Source organism: Soonwooa sp. (genome assembly GCF_032062245.1).
Lineage (GTDB): Bacteria > Bacteroidota > Bacteroidia > Flavobacteriales > Weeksellaceae > Soonwooa.
In genome coordinates this window covers 56,071-74,151 of record NZ_DAMBQF010000011.1, presented here as the reverse complement: position 1 = coordinate 74,151, position 18,081 = coordinate 56,071, and the positions used below count along the sequence as shown (strand labels likewise).

General features: G+C 35.4%; 8 protein-coding genes. All 8 read left to right on the top strand.

Annotated elements, in window-relative coordinates:
* Positions 1–53: 53 nt before the first annotated feature.
* The 8 genes from RT037_RS07745 (at position 54) to RT037_RS07710 (ending at position 17,081) form a co-directional block, all read left to right on the top strand.
* The gene (locus RT037_RS07745; protein WP_313029674.1) at positions 54–446 is read left to right on the top strand and encodes a restriction endonuclease subunit S; all 393 of its coding nucleotides are present in this window, start codon (positions 54–56) and stop codon (positions 444–446) included.
* Between the two features lie 19 nt (positions 447–465).
* Positions 466–1,086, top strand: a complete 621-nt coding sequence (locus tag RT037_RS07740) for a hypothetical protein (RefSeq protein ID WP_313029667.1) — start codon at positions 466–468, stop codon at positions 1,084–1,086.
* Positions 1,087–1,103: 17 nt separating this feature from the next.
* A complete protein-coding gene (locus RT037_RS07735) occupies positions 1,104–2,765 on the top strand; it encodes an ATP-binding protein (RefSeq protein WP_313029664.1) in 1,662 nt (553 codons plus the stop codon).
* A gap of 201 nt (positions 2,766–2,966) precedes the next feature.
* Positions 2,967–6,194 carry an HsdR family type I site-specific deoxyribonuclease gene (locus tag RT037_RS07730; protein WP_313029660.1) on the top strand — a complete coding sequence of 1,076 codons (3,228 nt, stop codon included), beginning with the start codon at positions 2,967–2,969 and terminating at the stop codon, positions 6,192–6,194.
* A 5-nt stretch (positions 6,195–6,199) separates the two neighbouring features.
* Positions 6,200–6,904 (top strand): SprT family zinc-dependent metalloprotease, encoded by a 705-nt coding sequence (locus RT037_RS07725; RefSeq protein ID WP_313029657.1) that lies wholly within the window; start codon positions 6,200–6,202, stop codon positions 6,902–6,904.
* 35 nt (positions 6,905–6,939) lie between these two features.
* A complete protein-coding gene (locus RT037_RS07720) occupies positions 6,940–8,148 on the top strand; it encodes an exonuclease subunit SbcD (protein ID WP_313029654.1) in 1,209 nt (402 codons plus the stop codon).
* 2 nt (positions 8,149–8,150) lie between these two features.
* The gene (locus tag RT037_RS07715; protein WP_313029650.1) at positions 8,151–11,192 is read left to right on the top strand and encodes an SbcC/MukB-like Walker B domain-containing protein; all 3,042 of its coding nucleotides are present in this window, start codon (positions 8,151–8,153) and stop codon (positions 11,190–11,192) included.
* Positions 11,193–11,276: 84 nt separating this feature from the next.
* The gene (locus RT037_RS07710) at positions 11,277–17,081 is read left to right on the top strand and encodes a DUF3320 domain-containing protein (RefSeq protein ID WP_313029647.1); all 5,805 of its coding nucleotides are present in this window, start codon (positions 11,277–11,279) and stop codon (positions 17,079–17,081) included.
* Positions 17,082–18,081: the final 1,000 nt, after the last annotated feature.

Below are 18,081 nucleotides of genomic sequence, written 5' to 3'. Positions count from 1 at the left end.
AAAAAATAATACTTTTACAAAAACAAAAGTTGCACTAGCAATTTGAGACCACCATATTAATAGGCAGACAAAATATTCATAATGGTGGAATTGGAATAGTAAATGAAATGCAAAGTGGAAATATTTGTTCTAACGCTATTTCAAGTTTTGTGGTAAATGAAAAGAATGACTTGAAATTCATTTTTATAAAATTATCAACACCTTTTGTTTATAAAAGAATTGAAAACTTTATGGGTGGAACAGGACAAAAAGAACTTTCTGAAAATGAATGGTTGAAACTCGAAATCAAAATTCCTGAAAAAAGTGAACAAAAAGCCATTTCAAAAATTCTCGACACCGCTTCTTCCGAACTCAAACACTATGAAGAAAAACTGACCAACCTAAAACTCCAGAAAAAAGGTATGATGCAGCAGTTGCTTACGGGGAAAGTGAGAGTAAAAATTTAGAATTTAATAAATTGTAGAAATGTCAAAAGAATTAATTAGAATTTCGCTGACAGAGTTTATGAACTTTGTTAACAAATCAGGTAGTGCAAAAGCAACTGTAGTTTCCAATGCCAAAAACAAGAGAGATGAAGATTATGCCCATTTTAAGGATTATTGGCTTCCGTTAAGAAACAAAATAAAAAATGTTCATAAAAAGAAAGGGTCGCACGATGATCTAAAGGAAGTAATAAAAGAAATTAATCAAGAGCGAAGAGAAAACTATTTAAAAACTGTTAATGGTTATTGTTCATTTTGGAAAAAACAGAATATTGAATGGTTCAATCCGCCAAAAAAAACTTGGATTGATGGTGATGTAAGAATTGAACTTAATCCAGAATTAGGATTGCAGATAAAAGATAAACTATATGTGGTCAAACTTCATACTACAGCCAATAATAATATTGACAAAAGGCACGCAGATTTAATTCTGAATTTAATGGAAGAGGAGTTACGAAGTAAGGTTGCTGGAGATGAAATAATTTTTGCCGTGCTTGATGTGAAAAGAGGAAAATTATTCGAAAATAAAAATAAAGATGTTTCACTATTTCCTTTGTTGAAGGGTGAGGCGAGAAGTTTCGAAACGATTTGGAAATCTATATAAACTCCTATTTCAAAACTATGACACCAAAACAACTACAGGTTACTTTAAACAATCTTCGCAGTCTTTCTTCGGAAAATGAAGTGGTAGAATTTAAGGAAGCCAAAAACACCTACGATTTTACCAAACTTGGGAAATATTTTTCGGCATTAAGCAACGAAGCCAATCTTTGTGGCAAACCCAATGCCTGGCTTATTTTCGGTGTAGAAGATAAAAAGCACACCATTGTCGGTTCACAATTCCGCCCCAAAAGAAAAGACCTGGACAGTCTGAAAGGCGAATTGGCCAATAAAACCACTAACCGCATATCTTTTATAGAAATCTATGAACTTCCGGAACCGGAAGGTCGTGTGGTAATGTTCAAAATTCCTGCTGCACCCAAAGGAATTCCGGTAAGTTTTGACGGTCATTATTATGCAAGAGATGGTGAAGAACTGGTGCCTCTTAATTTGGAGAAAATTGAAAGAATCCGTGCACAGGCAACCACAGAAGACTGGAGCGTTGCAATTATTCCTGATGCTGCTTTTGAAGATTTGGACCAGGACGCTATTGATCTGGCAAGAAAAAACTACAAAAGTAAATTCCCGGAGAAAGCAGCAGAAGTGGACACTTGGGATGACGTCAAATTCCTGAACAAGGCCAAGGTTACCATTAAGGATAAAATTACAAGAACGGCACTCATTCTTTTAGGCAAAGACGAATCCGAACATTTTCTGAATCCTGCCGAAGTAAAAATCCGCTGGAAACTGGTGGATGAAAACAATAACGATATTGATTATGAGATTTTCGGCTTACCGTTGATTCTTTCTGTAGAAAAGGTTTTTGCGAAGATTAGAAATATCAAATACCGCTATATGAAGGAAGGAACGATCTTTCCGGATGAAGTGGCAAAATACGAACCTTTCTCAATTCGTGAAGCCATAAACAACTGTATTGCGCACCAGGATTACACCAAAGGAGCCAGAATTAATGTGATAGAAATGGAAGATCAGTTGGTGTTTACCAATCACGGCACTTTCATTCCCGGAAGTGTGGAAAAAGTAGTAATTGAGGATGCACCGGAAGAATTCTACCGAAATAAATTTTTGGCTACAGCAATGTTCAACCTGAAAATGGTGGATACAGCCGGCGGCGGAATAAAGAAAATTTTCAACTTCCAGCGTGCAAGATATTTCCCGATGCCCGATTATGATCTATCGGAAGAGAAAGTAAAAATGTCCATTTCCGGAAAAATTCTGGATATGGATTATGCGCGTTTATTGGCACAGAACAAAGACCTGTCCCTGGAAGAAATTATGATGCTGGATAAAGTGCAGAAAAAAAATCCTTTAACCGCCTTTGAAGAAAAACACCTGAAAAGCAAAAAATTGATAGAAGGCAGAAAACCGAACTATTTTATCGGTCTGAAGGTAGCGCAAAATACCGGTCAGAAAGCAGAATATTCTAAGAATAAAGGGTTTGATAAGAAGTATTATTTGGATTTAATTGTTAAATCAATAAAGGAGCACAAGGAACTGACAAGGAGTGATGTGGATGCATTGTTGTGGAACAAATTACCAGAATGGATGGAGGAACAACAGAAGAAGAATAAGATTGGGAACTTGTTGTCAGAGCTGAGGATTAAAGAAATTATTGAAAACAAAGGAACTTTTGGTAATCCGAAATGGTCTCTTAAAAAGTAAATTTTAAGAGAGATCTTAAGAGAGAGTTTAAGAGAGTTTAAGAGAGAATTTATTAGAGGAAGTAATGTAACGTGTTGTTTTATAAGGGATTATTGCTCTGCTAAATTATAAATATATTAATTGAAATGTGCTAGAGTTTTGTTAGACTTCTCTTAGAGCAATTGTTAAACGACAAAATAGTAAATAGATAAAATAATAAAGATGTCCACACCGTCATACATTGAAGATCATATTAGCCAAATTCCCGCTTTGCAGTTGCTGATGAAAATGGGATATACTTACATTTCGCCGGATGAAGCAATGGTTTTGCGTGGCGAAAGAACCGGCAATGTATTGCTGGAACCTATTCTGCGTGATCAGTTGCAAAAAATCAACAGTATTGAGTATAAGGAAAAGACTTTTGAATTTTCAGATGCCAATATATCTTTAGCCATAAACGAATTAAGGGATTTGCCTATTCAGGATGGATATATCAGTGCCAATGAAGCATTTTATGATTTAATCACATTAGGGAAAAGTTTGGAGCAAAATGTTTTGGGCGACAAAAAAAGCTTTTCCTTTAAGTATATTGACTGGAAGAACCCCGAAAATAATGCCTACCACATTACCGAAGAATATTCCGTGTTGCGTTCCGGCAGAAATGACCATTATCGTCCGGATATTGTCCTGTTTGTGAATGGTATTCCAATGGTGGTGATTGAATGTAAATCACCGGCAATTAAAAAACCTTTGGAAGAGGCAGTTTCCCAGCATATGCGCAATCAGCAGGAAGACGGTATTCGCGATTTATACCTTTATTCCAATGTGCTAATGTCATTGGCGGTAACCGAAGCAAGTTACGCAACTACAGGAAGTTCCAAAGAATTCTGGAATGTCTGGAAAGAAATTTTCCGAACAAAAGATCAGGGTGTGGCTTATGCTGATGCTTTGAAGTTACTTAAGAACAGTCCACTTCCTGAAGACGAAAGAACACAAATTTTTAAACAAAGATATTTCAGCGTTCTGCAACACTTTAACAACCTAGAGCAGGAAGATATTTTGGTAACGGAACAGGACAAGTTATTGTTCAGTTTATGTCAGAAAAACCGTCTTTTAGACCTTATTTTTAATTTCATTGTGTATGATGACGGTATTAAGAAAATCAGCCGCTACCAACAATTTTTCGCTATTAAAGAAACTTTGAAAAAAATCAGTGTGCAGGACGCTTCCGGAAAAAGGACGGGCGGTGTAATATGGCACACTCAGGGAAGCGGAAAATCGCTTACAATGGTAATGTTGGCACAGTTGATAGCGTCTTTAAAATCAGTAAAAAATCACAAGATTATTTTGGTTACAGACCGTATTGATTTGGATGATCAGATTACCAAAACATTCCAAAAATGCCAGGTTCCGGTTGAAAATGCTCAAACAGGAAAACATTTGGTAGAATTAATAAAAGATCCTTCTGATGCGGTCATTACGACGATTATCAACAAGTTTGAAGCGGCAGTTCGCCAGCAGAAGGAGGGATTTCCATCTTCTGAAATTTTCGTACTGATAGACGAAGGTCACAGAAGTCAGTATGGAACTTTCAATGTAAAAATGCAAAAGACATTTCCGAATGCCTGCTTTATTGCCTTTACCGGAACACCTTTAATGAAAAAGGAGAAAAGCACTGCAAGTAAATTTGGTGGAATCATCGGTGATCCGTACACCATAATGGATGCGGTGGCAGATAAGGCGGTAGTCCCTATTCTTTATGAAGGACGTCATAATTTGATTGAAGTCAACGAAAAACCGCTGGATACTTTCTTTGATAAAGTTTCCGAACCTTTAACACCTTACGGTAAGGCAAAATTGAAAAAGAAATACAGCACCACAAGCCAGTTGAATAAGGCTGATCAGGTAATTTATGCTCGTGCCTGGGATATTTCGGACCATTTTGTTTCTAATTTTCAGAATACAGGTTTTAAAGGGATGTTGGTTGCACCCAATAAGACCAGCGCAATAAGATACCGAGAATACTTAAAGGAAATAGGAAAAGTTTCCTGCGAAGTTTTGATTTCTCCTGATGATACACGAGAAGGAAATGAAGACGCCTACGAGGAAAAGGAAGAGGTGGTGAAAAAGTTCTACAAATCTATGATGGATAAATATGGAACATCTCAGAAATATGAAAAAGCCATAATTAATTCATTTAAAAAGAAAGAAACTCCGGAAATCATTATTGTAGTGGATAAATTGTTGACGGGTTTTGATGCACCAGTGGCTCAGGTTCTGTATCTAACCAGAGGTCTAAAAGAGCACACTCTATTACAGGCAATTGCAAGAGTAAATCGTGTGGCTCCCGGAAAAGATTACGGGTATATCATTGATTATTTTGGAAATCTTGAAAACCTGGACAGTGCTTTAAATACCTACAGTGGTTTGGAGGGGTTTGATGAAGAAGAACTTGAGGGGACACTGATCAATATTCAGAAAGAAATTGCAAAACTTCCTCAGGCACATTCAGACTTATGGGATTTATTTAAGACCATTAAAAACAAATACGATGTAGAAGCCTATTCTACATTATTGGGTGATGAAAGCATTCGCCACAGTTTTTATGAAAAGTTGTCCTTCTTTGTTCGTTTGTTCAAAATGGCGATGTCCACAGTGGAATTCAACGATGTATCTAATGAAAAACTAATAGACCGTTACAAAAAAGACGCTCATTTCTTCTTGAGATTAAGAGTTGATGTTACCAGAAGATATTATGATGATATCGACTATAGAGAATACGAACCACAGGTGCAGAAACTTATTGACAAGCATATAACAACGGAAGGCGATGTTTTGAAAATCACCCAGTTGGTTAATATTTTTGATAAAGAAGAGCGCGAAACGGAAGTTGAGAAAATTACAGGTAAAGCAGCAAAAGCGGACCATATTGCTTCCCGAACAATTAGTGCAATCAATGTGAAAATGAATGATGATTCTGTGTTCTATAAAAAACTCTCCGAACTTATTAAGCAGGCAATTGAAGATTACCGTCAGCACCGTATTGACGAAGCAGAATATCTGAATAAAGTAAAAGACTATGAAAATCAGTTTTTAAGCGGCAAACAGTTAGGAATTCCTGAGGTTCTGGAACATAAGCCTGTTGCAACCGCGTATTATAATGTGTTGGATGTGGTTGCCAAAGAAGTTTTTGAAAATTTGGAAAATCATAAGGACGTTGAAGCAGATTTGGCAGTAGAACTTGAAGCAGAAATTAAAGAAGTTATATACGAAGATGACGCATTAATCGTAGACTGGCAGACCAATACCGAACTGGAGAATGAATTAAAAATCAAATTGGATGATTTTCTTTTCGAATCCCAACAAAGGTACGATCTTTCAATTCCTTTTGATAAGATGGATGAAATCATAGAAGAAGTAATCAAAATCGCTAAAAACAGATACAAATAAAGGAAATGAAGGTGATGACGGTGGATTATGGTAAAATTGAAATAAACTTTAATCTGGAGTTTGCTGATAGAAAAACTTTGGGTATAAAGGTGTATCCTGATGCGTCAGTAAAAGTTATTGCTCCTTTGGAAACGAAAAAAGAAGAAGTTGTTGAAAAAGTCAAGTCAAAGGCAAAATGGATACTGAAACAGCAGAAAAAATATGAAAGTTTTCAGCCAGGCATTCCAGCAAGAATCTATAAAAATGGTGAAACACACTTATACCTTGGAAGGCAATATCTCTTAAAAATTGAAAAAGCAGATGTAGTTGCTGTAAAACTTTATCGTGGAAAAATGATGGTGTACACACCGAAAACGAGTTCAGAAACTGTTGAAAAAATAGTTAAAAACTGGTATCGTGAGAAAGCCATATCTTTATTTGACATCGTCTTAGAAAATAAACTGCCGTTATTCAGTAAATATGAAATAATCAAACCGGAAATTGTAGTAAGATGGATGGAAAAGCGTTGGGGAAGTTGCACAAGGAACGGAAAAATAACTCTTAATCCGGAAATGATTAAAGCACCAAAAGCCTGTATTGAATATGTGATGGTACACGAACTTTGTCATTTGGTACATCACAATCACACCCGTGATTTTTACGATTTGCAATCTAAAATATTGCCTGATTGGGAGGGATGGAAAGAGAGACTGGAGATGATTTTGGCTTGATTTCAAAAAAACACCTTTAAAAACTAAAATAAAAAATGAAAATTCTCCACACCGCCGATTGGCATCTCGGAAAAAAATTAGACCGGTTTTCCCGAATTGAGGAACAGATCGACTTAATGAATGAAATCGTGGAAATTGCCGAATCGGAAAATGTGGATTTGGTGCTGATTGCAGGAGACCTTTTCGATACTTTTCATCCACCGACAGAAGCAGTAGATTTGTTCTATAAAACATTGAAACGCCTTTCCAAAAACGGAAAGCGTCCTGTAATCGCCATTGCGGGAAATCACGATTCTCCGTCGTTGATTGACGCACCGGATCCTTTGGCAAGGGAGTGTGGAATTATCTTGATTGGGCAGCCTAAAGCAGTTGTCGCTCCTTTGATTTTGGAAGATTTCAGAATTTCGAAATCCGATGAAGGTTTTCTGGAACTGGAACTCGAAGAGCATGACTTTCCAATCAGAATTATTCATACCGCATTTGCCAACGAAGTGAGATTGAAAGAATATTTTGGCGAGAATAAAGAAGATGAACTGAATCTGTCTTTGAAAAACAGTTGGAAAAAGACCGCAGAAAAATACTGTGATGAAAATGGTGTGAATATACTTATGACACATCTCTATATGAACAAGCGAGGTGCTGTTCTTTTGGAAGAACCCGAAGGTGAAAAACCAATCAAAATAGGAAATGCAGATTTGATTTTCTCGGATGCAATTCCGCCGCAAATTCAGTATGTTGCTTTGGGACATCTTCACGGTCATCAAAATATAGGAACGGAAAATTGTCCTGTCATATACTCGTCATCGCCTTTGGCATACAGTTTTAGCGAATGTGGACAACAAAAAGTAGTCACTATTATAGAAGCATTTCCCAATGAAAAAGTGAGTTTTAAAAACATGGAACTCAAAAATGGAAAGCGATTGTTTCGCAAAACTTTTTCTGTAATTGATGAAGCTGAACAATGGTTGCGCGAAAATCCAAATTGCTTGGTTGAACTTACAATGGAAAGCGATACTTATTTGAAAGCAGACGATAATAAACGCATTTTTCAGGCGCATAACGGTATCGTTCATTTAATTCCTAAGGTTAAGACACAAAGTATGTCGCAAAATTCTGCATCGAAATCTATTGATGTCACTGCGGATATCATGGAACTTTTTTCCGATTATTTCAAATCAAAAAATGCAGGACAGGAACCGAACGAAGAAATCATAGAACTGTTCAAGGAAATCCAAAAAAACTAATTATGATTCCATTAAAATTAACCATAGAAGGTCTGTATTCTTATCAGGAAAAGCAGACTATCGATTTCACATCACTCACAGATGCAGGGCTTTTCGGTGTTTTTGGCTCTGTTGGCTCTGGAAAATCGTCGATTTTAGAAGCGATTACTTTTGCACTTTATGGCGAAACCGAACGCATGAACAAAAGAGATAATAGAGCCTACAATATGATGAACCTGAAATCATCGAAATCTTTTATTGAATTTGATTTCATCAATTTTGAAAACAGAATTTTTAGAATTATCAGAGATTTTAGAAGAAACAGCAAAAAATTTGACGATGTAAAAACCCAAACCCCCACTTTTTATGAAAAAATAGATGGTAATTTCATTCCTTTGGCTCATACCGACGCTGCCAGAATCATCAATTTAAGTTATACGAATTTCAAAAGAACCATCATTATTCCGCAAGGTCAGTTTAAAGAATTTATAGAATTGGGCGCAACGGACCGAACCAAAATGATGAAGGAAATTTATCCCGAACTCGAAAAATTCGACCTCTATCACAAAGCAAGTAAATTAAACGATGAGAACAAATCTGCTCTTGATGTATTGATGGGAACATTGGCAGGTTTTGAAGGAATTAGTCAGGAAAATATTAATCTTTTAGAAGAAGATTTAGGTAAAGAAAAAGACAGTCTGAAAACTTTGCGCGATGTTTTTACACCCATTTCAGAGCATTTTAATAAACTTAAAACTTTGAAAGACGATTTTAATAATCTTGAAACAAAGCAAAACGAATTGGATGTTAAGAACGAAGAAAAAATTGCAATCGATGAACTCGCAAAAGAAACTGCCGAATATGAAAAAATCCACCAAATATTTTTTCAAAAGTTTGAAGACAGAAAGCGGACTGAAAAAGAATATGATGGAAAAAATGCTTTGCTGACTTCGGAAACGGAAAATTTGGGGAATTTAAACAAAGAACTGGAAAAAATAACCAAGAAAATTGATGAATTAAAAGAAGATTTCGAAAACCTTCCCACGAAAAGAAAAGAAGAAATTGATTTGCAGAAAATCATCGAAATTAAAAGATTGGAAAAAGAGGAAAGTGATTTAGAGTCCGACAAAAAAGCAAAACTGGAAAATCAACCTGATTTACTTAAAAAGAAAGTAGATTTAGAAAAAAACATTGAAAACACAGAAAGCGAAATCAATGAATTAAACAAAAATATTCTGGATGCCGAACTTTTGCTGGTGATAAACAACTGGTTCAGCGCACGAAATAACTTTCAGGATGATTTGATTAAACTTAAAAACGATGGAAAATCGCGCAAAGATGAAATTCTTCGGCTTAACAGAGAACTCGAAATTCTTGAAATTGATCCCAAAAAAGTGGAAATAAATTTCGATTCGGAAAAAGATAAACTAAAGGAACGTCGGGAAACGATGAATCTTCGCAAATCAAATTTTGATTTGCGAACTCAACTTTCAAAATACGCTGAGCACTTGCACAATGGCGAAGCGTGTCCACTTTGCGGATCCGATGAACACCCGAAAATTATCGAAATAGAAGATTTAACGGCAGAAAAAGCATCTTTGAAAACGGATTTTGAAAATCTGGAAAATGATGAAACAAAATTGGCAGATTTGGAAAAGAAAGTGGACAAGATTTTTCATGACCGAAGGTTTTATCAGGAGCAGTTCAATATTGCCAAAGAAAAATATGGCGAAACGGAAAAGGAACTGAATAAACATAAAGCAACCTTTATATGGAAACAGTTTGATGCTGAAAACGAAGACAATTTTATGGCTGCGAGAGATTTATCAAACAATAATCAAAAGGAAATTTCAACCCGACAAAAAGCAATCAAAAAAAACAGAGAAGACCTGAAAGATACAGACATAAAACTTCAGGAAATTACCGATGCTACCAAAGATATTGACATTAAAATTGGTCGAATTCAAGGACAGATTGCACAAAATAGTTCTCAAATTCAACTTCTTAAACTTCAAGATTTCAAAGAAAAAACTTTGGTGGAAGTCCAAGATTTATTCAATCAAAATCTTGCTAAAAACAATCAATTAGAAAAAGATTTGCTCGAACTTGAAAACTCCAAAAAGGAAATTCTACCCAAAATAACGGCTTCCGAAACAAGGAAAAACACTTTGGAAGATGATGTAAAAAGATTGGATGGAGAGAAAACATCAGTTCAAGATCAAATTTTGCAATTAATAAGTGACCATCAAATTGAAAGTGAAGAATTTATTTCAAATACCTTATCAAAAACAACTGATGTAAGCGCCAATAATGAAAAAATCAAAAATTTCAATATCGCGTATGGTATTTTGAAGTCATCTATCGCTGAATTAGAGAAGAAGTTGAAAGATTTGTCATTCAGCGAAGAAGAGTTTTCCGCATCAGAAACGAAATTCAACGAAGCAAGTAAAAATGTAGATGAGGCAAATAGAGTAGTCATTCAAAAAGAAGCCGAATTGAGCCGTCAAAAAGGCGAGTTGCAAAAAATGAAAGAACATCTGGACAAAAAAGAGGCGCTGGAAAAACGGGCATTAAACTTATCCAAAATGATTAATCTCTTCAAAGGTTCTGGATTTGTAGAATATGTTTCTTCCATTTACCTCGGCAATTTGTGCGACAACGCCAATGAACGCTTTCACAAAATGACGAGAAATCAACTCAGTTTGCGTGTCAACGAAAGCAACGATTTCGAAATTATAGATTACTTAAACGACGGTAAATCGCGCAGTGTAAAAACTTTGTCGGGAGGGCAATCTTTTCAGGTTTCGCTTTCGCTTGCCTTGGCTTTGGCTGAAAGTGTGCAGAGTCATGCAAAAGCCGACCGAAATTTCTTTTTTATAGACGAAGGTTTCGGAACCCAAGATCAGGAATCTGTGAATATTGTTTTCGAGACATTAATGAACTTACAGAAAGAAAATCGAATTGTCGGCATCATTTCTCATGTGGAAGAACTGAAGGAAAAAATTCCTGTTTCGCTTTCCATTACCAAAGATGCAGAACGAGGAAGTTTGATTGAAATGGTTTAAGTAATTTCGTATTCCAGCTCTTCAATAACTTTCTCATTCCGCAAAAAAACACTAACTTCAAAAACTAATTTTTCCCGCAAAACTATGACTCAAATTAGTATTAGGAAAGAGCTTTTTCCCTTTCTCAACATTTCTCTTTATCTCAATCAAATCAAGCCGATTCGCTCGATTTTTGTCCTAAATTCATCAGATGAGCCCAAGGAAAACTTGGAATTGAATATCACTTCGGATCTTCCTGTAATGGAGCGGTTCTGTTTTAAGGTAAATGAAATTCCTGCTAATTCAGAAGTGAAAATTCCGTTGGAGCAACTTAAGATAAACAGAGATTTTTTTAATACCATTTCCGAAACGGAAACAGTGATTATAAAAATAGAAATTGTCCAAAATGAAGAAATAATTTTCTCTGAAAACTGGAATTTAGATGTTCATCCTATTGAGTATTTTGGAGGTTTTGAAATTTTGCCGGAACTGATAGCATCTTATATCACGCCAAACCATCCTTATGTTTATAAAATAAAAAGAAAAGCCATAGAAATTCTTGAAAAAGAAGGTTTGTCGACAGCTTTTGAAGGATATCAAAGCAACGATCCGGAGCGAGTATTGCAAATAGTTTCGGCAATTTATACTGCGGTTCAAAATGAGCAAATTGTCTATAGTTCACTACCTCCAGGTTATGAAATCACGGGGCAAAGATTACGGTTGCTCAATACTTTGCAAAACGAAAAATTTGGAAACTGCATCGATTTAAGTTTACTTTTTGCTGCGTGTTTGGAGGCGGTTGATTTAAATCCGATTGTCATAATCGTTCGTGGACATGCTTTTGTAGGTTGTTGGCTGAATGACGACCGGTTTTCGGAAACAATAAACGATGATAAATCTGCAATTACAAAAAGAATTTCGAAAGGAATTCGAGAAATTGCCGCTTGGGAAGCAACGAGTATTTGCAAAGGAAATAATATTGTATTTGGAGAAGCGTTGAATTTGGGGGAATCTCAGTTGGTTGAGAAGGAAGATTTTCTTGTTTCGATTGATTTGAAAAGGGCTAGAACTTTCCGGATTCGACCTTTGCCACTGGTTGCAGAATCTAACAGGATTGAGATTGATGAAGAAAAAATTGAACAGTTGGAGGCAGAACGCATGCAAACCGATTTTGAAATTGGAAAAATTTATGCGGATGAGTTGCAGAGTGGTACGGTAGTAACGACCAAGCAGAAAATTTGGGAGCGAAAACTTCTTGATTTATCCCTACGGAACAATTTGCTCAATCTTCGGATAACAAGAAATATGCTGCAATTGGTTGATATTAATATCAACGATTTGGAGGATGTATTGTGGGAGGGAAAAACATTCACAATTCAGCCTAATCCTAAAGCAGAAATATTAAGAAAATACAATCTTTTTACACAACCATTACATCAGTCGTCGCCTCTTTATCAGATGGCAAATGAAGATTTGAAATACTTCAAACTACATACACATTATCACCGTCAGGATTTAGAAAGCATTTTGTCTTATATCCACAAAAATGCGAAACAGGCCATTGATGAAAATGGTTCCAGCACACTTTATCTCGCTGTTGGTTTATTGAAATGGTATGACCGAAAAACACCAACACAGCCAAGATTTGCTCCTATTCTACTGATGCCGGTTGAGATTAGCCGTAGATCCGTAAACAGTAATTTTACTTTAAGAAGCAGGGAAGAAGAAACGATGATCAATATAACCTTGCTTGAATTTCTTCGGCAGGAGTACGAACTCAACATACAATCGCTGGAAAACTTGCCTTATGATGAAAAAGGTGTTGGTGTAGCAAAAGTTATGGGGATTTTACGCCGAGCAATTATGCAGATGGAAGGTTGGGATGTTGAAGAGCAGGTGGTTTTAGGGAATTTTTCCTTTAGCAAACTTATTTTATGGAAAGACATTGTGTCCAATCAGGAAAAGTTGTTGAAAAGCGATATGGTGAAGAGTCTTGTGGACGGAAAACTTGCGTTTACGCCTAAGTTAGAAAATGAGGATCAGGAATACGACGATATTCCAGCAGAAAGCATCACGCTACCAATTCCAACAGATGTATCGCAAATGGAAGCGGTACTTTCTGCACAAAAAGGAAATACATTTATCTTGCACGGTCCTCCTGGAACAGGGAAATCGCAGACGATTACCAATATCATTGCAGATGCATTGCACCGTGGAAAGCGAGTTCTGTTCGTTGCTGCCAAAAAAGCAGCATTGGATGTAGTACACCGTAGACTGGAACAAATTGGGCTTGGAAATTTTACATTAGAATTACACTCCAACAAAGCAAAAAAATCAGACATTCTTGCGCAGTTAGAACGGTCTCTTCAAGCGCAACGAACTTTGCCCGATACTCAATTTTCCAGAGAATCTATGCGACTTGATGTCGCTAAAAAAGATTTGAATGGCTATGTTTCAGTTTTGCATCAAAAGCAAAAAATTGGCTGGTCTTTGTATGAAAGTATCGTGAATATTGAACTTTTTGATGGTCAGAATCTTTCAAAAGATGCAGTGCCTGAAGATGTCCTAAAAAATGTAGATGAAGAAAAATGGCTACAGTGGAAAGATTGGTTGCATCAGTATCATTCGTTGATAAATATACTAATTCATCCTAACGAAAATCCGCTGCGAAATCTGGACATTAAGGAGTATTCTTATGATTTAACAGAGAAAATTGTAGCAAAATCTACTTCACTTTCTCAGATACTTTCCAAATTGCAAACAGCAACAGAATCTGCAGTTTTTAGTAGTTATTACCCTGCATCGGTTTTAGAAAAAGAAAACTGGACAAATTTTGTGAAACTTATTGCTGAGGTTGAAGTTGCTGAAGATGTTCCGTTGGAATTGCTCCAGTTCCTTTCCAAAAAAGAAAATGCAGATGTTTTTGATGAATGGAAAAGCGTATTTGAAGACTATCAGAAATCATTAAATTCAATTCTAAACAATTACCAACGAAATGTTTTAGACCAAAATATCTTCGAGTGGGAAATGCTATGGAAAAAAGCAGAACAAACTTGGTTTCTTCCAAAATGGCTACAAAAAAACAAACTCAAGAAAACGATTTCACTTTATCGAAAAAATCCTGTAAAAGATAATAGAGAAGTGTTAAATCTTTTTAGGGACTATCATCAATATTCAGAAAATATTCGTTTGGTGCAGCAAGATAGATTTTCTATTGTGAAATCAACTTTGAAAAACTTGTATAAAGATGAGCAAACTGATATAAGATTAATTAGTAGAATAAGCCATCAGTCTTCAAAAATCATCCAACTCTGCAATACTTGGGGAGTGGAAATGATTCATCAATGGTGCAAATTTCTTTCGGAAAATCAAATTGCAAACTTGTCCGAACTGAAAGATAAAAACCGTGAAATTTATCTTTCATTTAAACAGTCGGTTGTTGAATATCAAAATGAAGCAAGGAATTTATATGAAATTTCGAAAATCAATTTTGTAGAAAGTGAAAACTGGATTAAAGGAGTTCAACAGCAATTAAATGAAATTAATCTCCATTTGCCCAATCTTAAAGATTGGATTTTGTATGTGCAGTTGGTGGAAAAAGGTAATGAACTTCAATTGAATTGGTTTACAGATGCTTACCTTCAAAATAAATTTACCAAAAGAAATTGTTTGGATTATTTTCATTATACAGTAAATCGTTCTGTTGCCAAAGAGGTTATTTCTGCACACGAGTCTTTGAATTTATTCAATGCATCACTGTTTAATTCGAAAATAGAGCAATACAAAAAAATAGCCACTAATTATCGGGTGCTTACATTAAACGATTTGAAAGCAGACCTTTCCGCAAGATTGCCCAATCCCACTTTAGAAGCGATACAAAGTTCGGAAATTGGAATATTGCAGCGGAATATCAAAAACCGAGGAAGAGGAACAAGCATCAGAAAACTGTTTGATCAGATTCCCACATTGCTGCCAAGGCTTGTACCCTGTATGTTGATGAGTCCGATTTCGGTTGCACAATATTTTGATGTAAATCACGAGTTATTTGATTTGCTCATTTTTGATGAAGCATCACAGTTGCCAACATTTGAGGCGGTAAGTTCGTTAGCCAGAGCCAAACAGGCAATTATTGTTGGAGATCCAAAGCAAATGCCGCCAACTTCTTTCTTCAGTACGATAAAAATTGATGAAGAAAATATAGATATTGAGGATATGGAAAGCATTCTTGATGATGCGCTGTCACTATCCATTCCGTCCAAATACTTATTGAGACATTACCGCAGCAAGCACGAAAGTTTGATAGCCTTTAGTAATTCCAATTATTACGAAAATAAACTATTAACTTTCCCTTCACACGATGATTTAGTTAGACAAGTGAAATTCCACGAGATTTCTGGATTTTACGATAAAGGCAAAACCAGAACAAACCGTTTTGAGGCAGATGCAATCGTGAAATTTGTCGAAGCACATTACGCCAATCCAGAAAATAGAAAAAGAAGTATCGGAATCGTAACATTTAGCCAAACCCAGCAAAACCTTATTGAAGAAAAATTGCTAGAGGTTTATTCAGAAAATACGGAATTGGAACGATGGGCAAACGAATCTGAAGAACCACTTTTTGTGAAAAACCTTGAAAATGTACAAGGTGATGAACGGGATTTTATCCTTTTTTCCATCGGTTACGGTGCCGATGAAAATGGAAAAGTAAGTATGAATTTTGGTCCGTTAAACAGAAATGGAGGTTGGCGCAGGCTGAATGTTGCGGTTACACGCTCGCGTTATGAAATGCACGTTTTTTCTACTTTGAAATCCGAACAAATTGATTTGGCAAGAACATCTGCAGAAGGTGTTGCCGGCTTAAAGGCTTTCCTGAATTTTGCTGAAAAAGGACATTTACCAATAAATGCTGATGAACAGAGTGTCTCAAATAGAAAATCATTGGCTAACAGTATTGCGACAAAACTCAATGACATTGGTTTAGAAGCAAAGACTAATATTGGAACTTCCGACTTTAAGGTGGATATTGGAATTGTAAACCCCAAAAATCCCGCACAATATATACTTGCAATTTTAATAGACGGATATTATTATCTTGAAGCGAAAACCAGCAACGACAGGGAAATGGTAACGCCATCCGTATTGTCTGCATTGGGTTGGAAAATCCATAGGATTTGGACAATGGATTGGTACGAAAATAGTGATAGGATTTTGAACGAAATCAAAGAAAAAGTCCAGTCGATTTTAGAAGACAACTTTAAGGAGGAAGAAATAATCCCATCTGATATTGAACATTTCGAAGTTGAAGAAGCAGCAGTTCAACATACTTCTCATGGTGCAGAAGCGGTTCACGCAAACAAAAAACAAAAGTATGTCGCAACGGTTTTAGATCTTGTTCCCAATGCAAATAGTGAGACTATTTACGATTTTGGAAACAGAAACTTACTTCGCTCACAGATTAAGCAAATTGTAAATACGGAATCCCCGATTAGTAAAAATTTACTTTACAGAAGATTATTAAATGTGTGGAATACAAGCAGAGTTGGAGCAAAATTGGACAGATATTTACAAGAGATTATTGATGAAACTAATATTAAAAAAAGTACTCATCATCAAGATTTTTATTGGATAGATAATTCCGATTTTTACTGCACATTTTACCGAAATAATGATATTGAAAAGCGGTCAGTAGAAGACATTGCACCCGAAGAGGTTTTAATAGCATTAGAAGAAGTATTAATCAATAATTTGAGTATTGAAAAAACCGATTTAATGCGATATCTCACTCGAACATTTGGCTACTCTAAAATGGGTATGCAGATTGAAACCTCGATGGATAATGCAATCAAATTTGCCGTAGAAAAAAAAGTGGCAGAGATAGATGGAAGTAGGGTGAAGATTGCGAGTAATTAACAAAGGAGTTGTGAAATAAATTTTTTTATTTTAACGAGGATTGCATATTTATGATTAGAGCAATTAAACAACCAAAATATTCAATAATTTCACCCGTTCAATGTCATTGAATATCCATTTTTTTATTGAACAAAACCCTGTTTTTTGATGAAATGAATAAAATTTATTATTTTTGGTCATAAACTGATGATATATAGTGTGTTACTTCACAAATTGCAATATTTTTGACCGATTTTTATCAATCATATTTGTACCATAAAATCATAACTGTTTGATTTTCATATATTGTTATTTTCGAAGAAGGAAAAATCTTGACCGATTTTAATCAATCATTTTTGTACCATAAAAATCGTAATTAATTGACTGGTATACCTGTTCATTTTCGAGGAGGTATTAAAAAATTGAAGAATAATTTCCAATTAAAATCAAATAAAAGAAAACAAAATTAGTTGGCTCTCCATAATGCCAACGCTAATAAAATCCAAAAGACTACGGCATAATGGCAAGAGCTTTTAGTGGCCTTCGCCTTTTATTTGATTTGCTACCCTTCGGGACTTATTCCGTTTCCTTTTGGATTTTTTTGCTTCACCACCAGTAGAGGGTTTTCTTTTTTTTTCTGTTTTTTTCTTTTTGAAAAATTTTTTGGTTTTAATCAATGTAATCAATAAAACTAAAAGCAAAAATAAGTGTTAAAAGCCCTATTTTTGCAATAAGTTTTCAAAACGCGCATACCTATAAAGATTTTTCAGATGTCGTACTTATGTTGTACTTATCCAAGAGTTAATATGAGAAAACATCTTATTTATCGTATTTATGGGATAAAATTGGGATAAACCCATGTTTAATTGAGTTTTAGATTAGAATGATGTAAACCTAAGTTTTCAAACAGTAAAGAACTACACATCGTTTATACTTTATTTTGCCACAAATATTTACAAAATTTGTGATAAAAAGAAACTTAGAAATGTTCATAAATCATTGATAATAAGCAATATTTATA